Origin of the sequence: Parasphingopyxis sp. (genome assembly GCF_052168295.1) — a bacterium.
In the GTDB taxonomy this organism is placed as follows: Bacteria; Pseudomonadota; Alphaproteobacteria; order Sphingomonadales; family Sphingomonadaceae; genus Parasphingopyxis.
Map to the genome: position 1 here is coordinate 49,663 of NZ_JBQLZN010000084.1, position 8,032 is coordinate 57,694.

At 63.1% G+C, this 8,032-nt stretch carries 4 protein-coding genes; 1 reads left to right on the top strand and 3 read right to left on the bottom strand.

Translation table 11 applies throughout. The features are described 5' to 3' along the window. Positions 1–2: 2 nt before the first annotated feature. Positions 3–1,088, bottom strand: a complete 1,086-nt coding sequence (locus ACTS1Z_RS13640; RefSeq protein WP_442625022.1) for a site-2 protease family protein — start codon at positions 1,086–1,088, stop codon at positions 3–5. 150 nt (positions 1,089–1,238) lie between these two features. After that, positions 1,239–1,808 carry a hypothetical protein gene (locus tag ACTS1Z_RS13645; RefSeq protein WP_442625023.1) on the bottom strand — a complete coding sequence of 190 codons (570 nt, stop codon included), beginning with the start codon at positions 1,806–1,808 and terminating at the stop codon, positions 1,239–1,241. A 229-nt stretch (positions 1,809–2,037) separates the two neighbouring features. Between ACTS1Z_RS13645 and ACTS1Z_RS13650 the strand changes: the two genes are divergently transcribed. Continuing rightward, positions 2,038–3,057, top strand: a complete 1,020-nt coding sequence (locus tag ACTS1Z_RS13650) for a 2-hydroxyacid dehydrogenase (protein WP_442625024.1) — start codon at positions 2,038–2,040, stop codon at positions 3,055–3,057. Positions 3,058–3,113: 56 nt separating this feature from the next. Here ACTS1Z_RS13650 and ACTS1Z_RS13655 read toward each other — a convergent pair whose 3' ends face one another. Further along, complete coding sequence (locus ACTS1Z_RS13655) at positions 3,114–7,919, bottom strand: GH36-type glycosyl hydrolase domain-containing protein (protein WP_442625025.1); 4,806 nt, start codon at positions 7,917–7,919, stop codon at positions 3,114–3,116. Positions 7,920–8,032: the final 113 nt, after the last annotated feature.

Here is an 8,032-nt window from a genome sequence, read left to right on the forward strand (position 1 = left end):
ATCTAGCGGTGATTGGGCTGCGCGGATCGAAGCAGCATGAATTCGGACAGGTTTTCCATCGTCACCAGCCCGATCAGGCTCCCGTCTTGACCCGTGACGGCGACCGCAGCTTTGCCACCATCCTGCATGCCAGCGAGGCAATCGGCGAGCGGCGCGTCCGCCGCGATCATAGCGATATCCGTCTGCATGATATCGCCGACCATAGCCTCGCTCCCATGCTCCCGCAGCCCCTTGACCAGCCCGTCTGCGGTGACGAGGCCCTGAAACCGCCCCATGCCGTCGACGACCGGCAGCTCCTTCTGCGTAGTCCGGATCAGCATGTCGGCGGCCTCGGCTATGCGCTGGTCCGGCGTAAGGCGTTCGAGACTGGTTATGGCGGCGCTGCCCGCAAGGTACCCCTCGATCGCATGCTGTACGCGTCCCATCAACGCTTCCGATCCGGCGCCGAGATAAACGAACAGTGCGATGAATATGAGCAGCGGATTGCCGCCGAGCAATCCGAGCAAACCGAACGCGAAGGCTATGCCTTGACCGATGCTCGCTGCGATCTGCGTCGCCTGCCCATGATCGATCCGGAAGGCAAGCAGGGCCCGCAACACCCGCCCGCCGTCCATCGGGAATGCGGGCAGCATGTTGAACGTCGCGATCAGCAGGTTCGCCAGCGCCAGCCGGTCCAGAAATCGGGCCTCGGGATCAAATAGCGACTGCCACCCGGTTTCCGGAAAGCCGCCGACGAGGATCAGGAGGATGGCCGCAATCGCGAGATTGACCGCCGGCCCTGCGAGCGCAACGAGCAGCTCCTGCTGGGGAATGCGGGGGATATGTTCGAGCCGCGCCAGCCCGCCGATCGGCAGCAGAATCATGTCGCGCGTTACGATGCCATAGCGCCGCGCGGTCAGGATATGACCGAATTCATGCGCGACGACGCAGGCGAAGAGCGCGAGAATGAACGCGATGCCCGCAAAGGCGGCCGCCCAGCCGCCCTGGCCGAAATAGACCGCGCCTACCCAGATCAGAAGCAGAGCGAAGGTGAAGTGGACGCGGACCTTGGTGCCGAAAATCGTGGCAACGGTGAGCGATCCTCTCATTGAATAATCATAATATCCAACTGGCGTTCGACGGTTGAGAGCGATCAAGTCGCCTCGGCCGCCATACGGCTTCCTCAGCTTGCGAAGCGCACGTGGACGGCGCTGAAGATATGCGGTCCGCGACATGCCCGCGTTGCGCGGCGCGCGGAACTACCGGCCGTCAGACGATAGGAATTTACGCCAATCGATCTGCGTAAAGCCGATCAGCAAGGCGATCATCGCCAACTGAATCGCCAATCCCACCGGACTGGAAAAGCTCTCACGGAATGCCTCGCCAAAACTCGATTGCGCGATGCGGTTCGCCGTCAAGCCGTAAATCGAATAGGAGACGACCCGGCCGAAGAAGAAGGCCAGAGTAAAACGCAGCAGGCGCACCTTGGCGAGGCCCGCGGCTTCGAAAAGCTGCGCGGACGGGACCGGCGACAATGCGAACATCGCGAGCGCCAGATAGGCGGCTTTCTTTTTCCGTTCGATCAGATGCCCCGCCGCGGCCACATTGCGTTTCGTTTTCTCGGGCACATAGTCGCCGAAGAAACGAAAAGCATAGGCAAGAAGAAAACGTCCGAGCGCCGCGGCTACGGCCGCGACTATGACCAGTGCCGGCAAGGGCAGCGAACTGTTCAGACCGTAAAGCACGATGATCGACCATGTCGGCGGGCCGAAAGCCGGCATCAAGTTGACGCCCAGGACGATGGCGAACAAGATGAGATATTCCGTCACTATGCTGCCTCGGCTTTCACAGCATCAACCGGCGCTTTCGCCGAGAATAGAACTGCGCGCGGGTGGCGCGTTGATTATCGTCAACTCGACGGTCGCGCAGCATCTCATCGCTTCTGGGCCCTGATTCCGGGTAGATTGAGGTCGATCAAGTATGCAGTCAAACTTCGGAGTATGCTGATTTCTTCTTGCTGCCGGACTCCAGAGTCAGCGGTTCGATGGAGCATGCGCCTTGGACGTCGCCATATTCAGCGCAAAACCTTACGATCGTGAATTTCTCGACACGGCCAACGCCGAGGGCATGCATCACCTGACATATTTCGAACCGAGGCTGTCGATCGAAACGGCAAGGCTCGCCGCGAAATGCAACGCCGTTTGCGTTTTTGTAAATGACCTGCTCGATTCTCGCGTCATCCGGGAATTGGCCGCGCAGGGCACCGCCCTTGTCGCCTTGCGTTGCGCAGGTTTCAACAATGTCGATCTTGAAGCCGCCGCCGCCCATGACATCGCCGTAGCCCGGGTTCCCGCCTATTCGCCGTCCGCGATCGCCGAGCACACGATTGCATTGATGCTCACGCTGATCCGCAAGACCCATCGCGCCTACAACCGCGTTCGCGAGGGCAATTTCTCGCTCGATGGGCTGTTGGGATTCGATCTGGCGGGAAAAACCGTCGGTATTGTCGGCACGGGCAGGATCGGCGCCTGCGTCGCCGAGATACTGCTCGGATTCCGCTGCCGGATTCTCGCGAACGATCCGGAACCGAACGCGAAGCTCGAGGCGTTGGGCGTCCAGTACGTGCCCCTCGAAGACATCACCGCGCAATCCGACATAATCACGCTACATTGTCCGTTGGATCCGCAAACCCACCATCTCGTGAACCGCCGGTCGATCTCCGAAATGAAGGACGGTGTGGTGCTGATCAACACGAGCAGAGGCGGCGTTCTCGACACGCGTGCGGTTATCGCCGGGCTGAAACGAAACAAGATCGGATATCTCGGTCTCGACGTTTACGAAGAAGAAGCAGATCTGTTTTTCCAGGATCTCTCGGAAACGCCGATCCAGGACGATATATTCGCGCGCTTGCTGACCTTTCCCAATGTGCTGATCACGGGTCATCAGGGATTTTTCACGCGCGAAGCGCTGACGGCCATAGCCGAAACGACGATCGCGAATATTACGGCATTCGAACAAAGCGGCGCGCCGATAAATCGCGTGTCGACGGAGCGGATCGCAGCCCAATTTCAAAGTTAGCGCTTTGGCGCAACATGTCACCGCACAATGGATGGCGATAGCTTACCGAGATCGCCTTACGCAGCGCTCAAACGCACTATCACGGTCCTGCGCGAGCCATCGGTAGGAAATGCCACCTGCTGTTCGCTTTGCGGCTCGCCATCGACAAGAAGCGTGGTCGGAATATCGTCATCGGCGGCCGAACGTTCGACCTTGACCGATATCGCGCCCTTGGGCCGACATATCGTGGCCTCATATCCATCCCAGGACGTCGGTATGTTCGGCGCGATGCGTAGTTGCCCGTCGCGCAGTGTGAGCCCGAGAATCTCCTCGACGGCCAGCCGCCAGGTCCAAGCCGCGGCGCCCGTATACCAGGTCCAGCCGCCTCGCCCGCCATGTTCGCCGCCGGATGCGATATCGGCTGCCACCGCATAAGGTTCGACGAGATAGCGCGATGCTTTTTCACGCATCGATGCGCGGGTGACCGGGTTCAGCATGTGGAAGATATCGAGCGCCGTGTCGGCGTCGCCGGACCGCGCAAAGGCGATGCCGAGCCAGGCGGCCGCATGCGAATATTGTCCGCCATTTTCGCGAATGCCAGGCGGATACGCCTTGATATAACCGGGATCCTGCAAGGTGTTGTCGAACGGCGGCCAGAGCAGCCGGGCGACGCCGTGCTCCGCGTCGAGAAGATGATCGCGCGCCGATTGCAGCGCGCGGGTAACGCGTACCGAATCCGCGCCCGCGAACAATGCCCAGGACTGGGAAATCGAATCGATCCGGCATTCGTCATTCTGTGCCGAACCCAGAGGATGACCTTCATCGTCATAGGCGCGGCGATACCATTCGCCATCCCAGCCCGCTGCTTCGGCGTTTTCGACGAGCGCGCGTGCGTGTCGCCGCCATCGTTCGGCATTGCTCTCGCGCCCCAGTCGGACGTTGAGGTCAGCGACATGCTCTGCCGTGACCGCCGCGAACCAGGCCAGCCAGACGCTCTCGCCATGACCGCCATCGCCGACCCGGTCCATGCCGTCGTTCCAGTCGCCGCCGCCGATCAGCGGAAGGCCGTGGGCGCCCTGGGTCAGCGCCTGTTCGAGCGCCCGCTCGCAATGATCGATGAGCGAACGGCGCGCGATCGTCCGGTCGAACCGCGCATAGCGGTCATGCTCCTCCGCGGCCAAAGGCGGCGCGTCGAGGAACCGCACTTCCTCGGTGAGGATGGACAGGTCCCCCGTGGCCGCCACATAGGTGCCGACTGCGTAGGGCAGCCAGAGCAGATCGTCGGAACAGCGGGTCCGGACCCCGCGGCCCGAGGGCGGGTGCCACCAATGCAGCACGTCGCCCTCCTCGAACTGATGCTCGGCGCACCTTAGGATATGCGCCCGGGCGCGGTCCGGTTCCGCGAACAGCAGCGCGAGAACATCCTGCAGCTGGTCGCGGAAACCGATCGCGCCGCTCGCCTGATAGAAACCGACACGCGCCAGCACGCGGGACGACAAGCTCTGATAGAGCAGCCAGCGGTTGACCATGATATCGAATGCGGGATCGGGAGTGTGCACCTCGACCGCGCCAAGCAGACCGTCCCACCGGTCCTGCACCGCGGCGAGCGCCTGTTCCGTCATCTCGACCGCGGCCCATTTCTTCGCCAGCGCCTGCGCCTGCTTCCGGTCCCGGCCTTGGCCGATGACGAAGACGACATCTTTCGTTTCGCCCGGTGCGAGATCGACATGCACCTGATAGACGGCGCAGCTCTCCGTGCCGGCGGTTATCTTGCCACTCAGTCCCCAACGATCGAGCGCGGCCGGGCGCGCGGGATCGGCCTCGCGCCCCAGAAATTCGTCCCGATCGGTCGTGAAACCGTGCGGCGGTTCGCTGGCGGTCAGGAACGCAGCCCGGTCACTGAAATCCGGATTCCAGGCGCTGCGTGCGAACAGTGTATGTGAAACAGGGTCATAGTCGCAGAAGATATGCGCCCGGCTGACGCTCGGCAGCGAACCGAGCAGCCATTCGGCATAATAGGTTGCGGTCAGTCGGCGATAGCGTCCACCCGGGTTCCGGAACCGCACATGGACGATCTTCACCGGCGCATCGGGCGGGACCAGAATGCGCATTTGCTGTTCGAGCCCCTGTGCGATCTTGCGCCATTCGCTGAAGCCGGCACCGTGCCGCACTTCGCAGGCTTCGTCGCGACCCGCCGGAGATGGGGTCACGGTCCAAATGAGCGCCGTTTCCTCGTCCCGCAGGTAGAGCGTTTCGACCGGCAGATCCGCAACCGGGTCGTTGATCGAAGGCGTCAGACGGTTTTCGCCGCTATTGATGGCCCAGGTGAAACCGCCGCCCGATTCGGTGACCAGGCAGCCGAAATCGTCATTCGCCAGAATGTTCACCCAGGGCGCCGGAGTCGACGCGCCGGGTTCGAGATGCATCACATAGTCCCGGCCATCCGGCGAGAAACCGCCGAAACCATTGTCGAAGAGCAGATCGGTGGGTCGTTCTACCGGGGCCAAGTCAGAAGATTGGGGCGGCATCGACGGCACGAAGCGCGGCAGCTCCGGCGCCGTCTCGGTCGCACGCCGCAACTGCGCCTCGATCGTGCCATCCGCCTCGTCGAGGATGACGCGCGCAACGGCTTCGAGCAGCCCGACCTGATCGGCGCCGACCTGATCGGCGAATAGCAGATGGATACCGCCGTTCCACCCCAGCAATTCGACGACGCCAAGATCGCGCAAAAGCTCCATGATCTCGTCGCGCAACGGTTCGACATAGCCCGAGCCGCCGACCTGCAGGACAGCGAGATCGACTTCCAGGCCTTGCCGGCGCCAGAACGCGTGCATGGCGAGGAGCTGCTCCAACAGGAACGGACCCTCGGACCGGACTCGCAGCAGCAGGATCGGCAGGTCGCCTGACAGCGCCATACCCCACAGGCCGGGCTGACCGAGATGGCTCGCACGCTGCGTCGCGGGATCGGCGCGGAGCGCAGAATGCGGATAAACCAGTAAAGAACCAAGCATCTGAGTAACCGCAAGATCGACATCATCGCCGAGCGAACGCCCGATCGCCCGTGGCATGTCGGAACCCGCGTCGCCGATGGCCCAGTCGATCGACGAGAGCGTCGTGTAGCGCTCAGCGATTTCGATGGCCGCCTCGCGCGTCGCCGCGGCGACCGTCACATAGCCCAGCTCGCGGCGCTCATAGGGCTTCAGTTCGACATCGACCTGAAGCGCCGCAACCGGGTCCAGCGTGCATCCCTGCCCGTTCGCCAGATCGCCGCGCGCGCCGGCCGGGTCGCGCACGCTCCGGCCGCGCCCGATCATGGCGCGCCGATCGGTCTCGTATCGCGCGCCTTCGACCGGGCCTTCGGCACCCACCACGAACTGCAGCAATACCGGCGGCGTCTCGCGCGGATCGCGCGCACGCCGGGTGAACAGCAATCCACCGAGATGCGGCACCGGCTCGCTGCACACGAACAGTTTGCTGAAGGCCGGATGCCGCTCGTCCTCGAGCGCCGGCGAGAGCACGATTTCGGCATAGCTGGTCAGACGCAGCTTTCGGCTGCGCTCGCTTTCGTTGGTCACGGTGAGACGACGGATTTCCAGATCATCGCCGGCCGCCACGGCGACTTCGAGCCGGGTTTCGATCCGATGGTCGCGCCGGTGGAACTCCGCCATGTGCGCATGGAACACAAAGTCATACTCGTCCGGCTGCGCACCGGTCGGCTGCCGGGTGGCGGACCATAGCGCACCCGTCTCGACGTCCGAGATATAGAGCCACAGACCGTCGGCATCCCGGGTGGCATCGGGCACGAAACGGGTCATCGCATTCTTGCGCCAGCGAAGCCCCCCGCCGCCGCCATCCGATATCCATCCCGAAAGCCGACCGTTACCGAGAAGATGGACCTGCGGAAACGGCGCCGTTGCGGGCCGCCACGGCGGAACAGCTTGCACTGCGCCCTCGCCCTCGATCGGCCGTTCCAGTTCCTCCAGCCGTTCGATCTCGGACGGTTCCTCGCGCGGCAAGCGCTCGCTCAACAGCAGGGATATCAGATTGATCCGGGGATCCCGGCTCAGCCGTTCGACGAGAATATCCCGGTTAAGCGCATTGTTGATCGCGCACAGGATCATCCCCTGATGATGGGCCATATAGGCGATCACCGGTGTGAAAGCCGCATCGTGGTCCACCCGGTCGACCGTAAAATCCACCGCTTCGAAGAGACCGAAACGCCCGCCTGCGCCGAGTTCGGACAAGGCGCGCAGATTGGCGGCCGCGTCGGCCGGCGCCACGGCAAGCGCGAGCGCTGAAGCATAGGACGCAACGACCATGTCCCGGGCGAGGCCGCGCCGCAGGCCGAGCCCGGGCGCCCCGAACGCCTGGTATCGGTAGCGGTGATCGGGATCGCGCGCCGAATAGGCGGACTCGGATATCCCCCAGGGCACGTTGCCGGCCTTGCCATAGCGGCGCTGAACCTCGACCGCGGTGCGTTCGCTCTCTCCGAGCAGGGTTTCCACGGCGCTTTGCAGGACCAGCCGCGGCATCAGATATTCGAACATCGACCCGTTCCAGGAAATCAGCGCCAGAGAACCGTCTACCCGCGTGATCGGGCGTCCCAGATGGAACCAGTGTTCGAGCGGTACGTCGCGCTTCGCGATCGCGAAGAAGCTGGCCAGCCGCGCCTCGGACGCGAGAAGGTCGTAGTGATTCTGGTCGAGCCGGCCCGAGCTCACATTGTGGCCGATATGGAAGAGGCCCCGCTCCTCGTCGTAGAGCGGGGCGAAATCCATCGCATAAGCTTGCGCCACGCATTGATTGGCCAATTGACGCAGATGCGCGGCGCGCGACACGTCACCCCGCAGATCGCGCATCAGCGCCCGCAGTTGATACCGCAACCGGTCGATCCAACCATATACGGACTGCAAGCTCTGCGCGGAAACTTGGGCAGGCGGTGCAACGATCTGGGATATGAGCGCTTCGATCGCCGGGATGTCGGTATCGCAAATGG